Below are 2114 nucleotides of genomic sequence, written 5' to 3'. Positions count from 1 at the left end.
GGGCACCGGGGACGTGGTCTTCGACTCGTACGCCCCCTACGTCCTCTACCGCGTCGTCGCCACTCCACCGCGAGTCTCCCCACGCCAGTCTCCCCAAGGACGCGATCTTTGACCCGTCGAGCGCGGCCTTACGATGGGACGCATGACTGCTTCGTCTGGCCGCCGTGTCCTGCTCGCCGCCCCCCGGGGCTACTGCGCGGGTGTGGACCGCGCCGTGATCGCCGTCGAGAAAGCCCTTGAGCAGTACGGGGCTCCGATCTATGTCCGGCACGAGATCGTGCACAACAAGTACGTCGTCCAGACCCTGGAGAAGAAGGGCGCCATCTTCGTCGAGCGGACCGAGGAGGTCCCCGAGGGGAACATCGTGATGTTCTCCGCGCACGGCGTCGCGCCCGTCGTCCACGACGAGGCCAAGCAGGGCCGCCTCGCCACCATCGACGCGACCTGCCCCCTGGTGACCAAGGTCCACAAGGAAGCCGTCCGTTTCGCCAACGACGACTTCGACATCCTGCTGATCGGCCACGAGGGCCACGAGGAGGTCATCGGCACCTCCGGAGAGGCCCCTGACCACATCACCCTGGTCGACGGCCCGTCCGACGTCTCCAAGGTGGAGGTGCGGGATCCGTCCAGGGTCGTATGGCTGTCCCAGACCACCCTCTCGGTCGACGAGACCATGGAGACGGTCGACGCCCTGAAGGAGAAGTTCCCGCAGCTCATCTCCCCGCCCAGCGACGACATCTGCTACGCCACGCAGAACCGTCAGCTCGCCGTGAAGCAGATGGGCGAGGAGGCCGACCTGGTGATCGTGGTCGGCTCGAAGAACTCCTCCAACTCCGTACGGCTCGTCGAGGTCGCCAAGCTCGCGGGCGCCCAGGCCGCGTATCTCGTGGACTACGCCGACGAGATCGACGAGGCCTGGCTGGAGGGCGTGACCACGGTCGGCGTGACCTCGGGCGCCTCCGTCCCGGAGATCCTGGTCGAGCAGGTCCTGGAGTGGCTGTCCGCGCGCGACTACGAGGACGTCGAGCTGGTCAAGGCGGCCGAGGAGTCCATCACGTTCTCGCTGCCCAAGGAACTCCGCCGCGACCTGCGCGAAGAGGCGGCCGCACTGGTCGCCGAGCGCACCGGTCCGGACCGTACGGCACCCTCCGGGCAGTGACTGTCAGTCGTTCGTCGTAGCGTGGATCCATGCAGATCTTCGGCGTGGACATCGGTGGATCCGGGATCAAGGGCGCCCCTGTGGACCTGGACAAGGGCGAATTGACCCAAGAGCGGTGCAAGGTGCTGACCCCGCACCCGGCGACACCGGACGGAGTGGCCGACGGCGTGAAGGAAGTCGTCGACCACTTCGGCTGGACGGGACCGGTCGGGCTCACGTTCCCAGGTGTGGTCACCGGCGGGGCCACGATCCGTACGGCGGCGAACGTCGACAAGAGCTGGATCGACACGGACGCGGGCGCGCTGTTCGCCGACCGGCTGGGCGGCCTCCCGGTGACCGTCGTCAACGACGCGGACGCGGCGGGCGTCGCCGAGATGCACTTCGGCGCCGGCCAGGGCCGCAAGGGCACGGTGATCCTGCTGACCTTCGGCACGGGCATCGGCAGCGCCCTCTTCGTCAACGGCGTCCTGGTCCCGAACACGGAGCTGGGCCACCTGGAGCTGAACGGCCACGACGCCGAGAAGAAGGCCTCCAGCAAGGCCAAGGAGGACGGCGAGCTGACCTGGGAGCACTGGGCCCACCGCGTCCAGAAGTACCTCGCCCACGTCGAGATGCTGTTCTCACCCGAGCTGTTCATCATCGGCGGCGGAGTCAGCCGCAAGGCCGACAAGTTCCTGCACTTCATCGAGGACATCAAGGCCGAGATCGTCCCGGCGCAGCTGCAGAACAACGCGGGGATCGTGGGGGCGGCGATGCACGCGGCGGGGGACGACTAGCGGCGACTAGCGACGACCTAGGGCTGGCTGTCGGCTGTCGGCTGTCGGCTGTCGGCTCCGGTGGAGGGGGTGACGGGGGCTCGGCGGTGCCTGGTCGGCGCGGGGAGTCACGCCTGGCGGCGGCGCCTCAGGAGCCGGATCCTGCGGACGGTCGCGATGAGACCCGCGACGAGTGTCCC

2 protein-coding genes are annotated in these 2114 nt (G+C 68.4%); both read left to right on the top strand.

Features of this window, described 5'->3' with window-relative positions; all coding sequences use genetic code 11:
- The first annotated feature begins 133 nt into the window (after nt 1-133).
- On the top strand, nt 134-1159 hold the full coding sequence (locus tag ACNFOC_RS53630; protein ID WP_416966204.1) for a 4-hydroxy-3-methylbut-2-enyl diphosphate reductase: 1026 nt from the start codon (nt 134-136) through the stop codon (nt 1157-1159).
- Between the two features lie 29 nt (nt 1160-1188).
- Nucleotides 1189-1935, top strand: coding sequence for a polyphosphate--glucose phosphotransferase (gene ppgK / locus ACNFOC_RS53625; protein ID WP_416966203.1), 747 nt, complete (start codon nt 1189-1191; stop codon nt 1933-1935).
- Nucleotides 1936-2114 lie beyond the last annotated feature (179 nt).

The organism is Streptomyces colwelliae, assembly GCF_048158785.1.
Classification (GTDB): domain Bacteria; phylum Actinomycetota; class Actinomycetes; order Streptomycetales; family Streptomycetaceae; genus Streptomyces.
This window is presented reverse-complemented; position numbering and strand designations above follow the sequence as displayed.

Coding starts and splice junctions, on each gene's coding strand:
- ACNFOC_RS53630 (WP_416966204.1), top strand. CDS start 134: ATGGGACGCATGACTGCTTCGTCTGGCCGCCGTGTCCTGCTCGCCGCC.
- ppgK (WP_416966203.1), top strand. CDS start 1,189: ATGCAGATCTTCGGCGTGGACATCGGTGGATCCGGGATCAAGGGCGCC.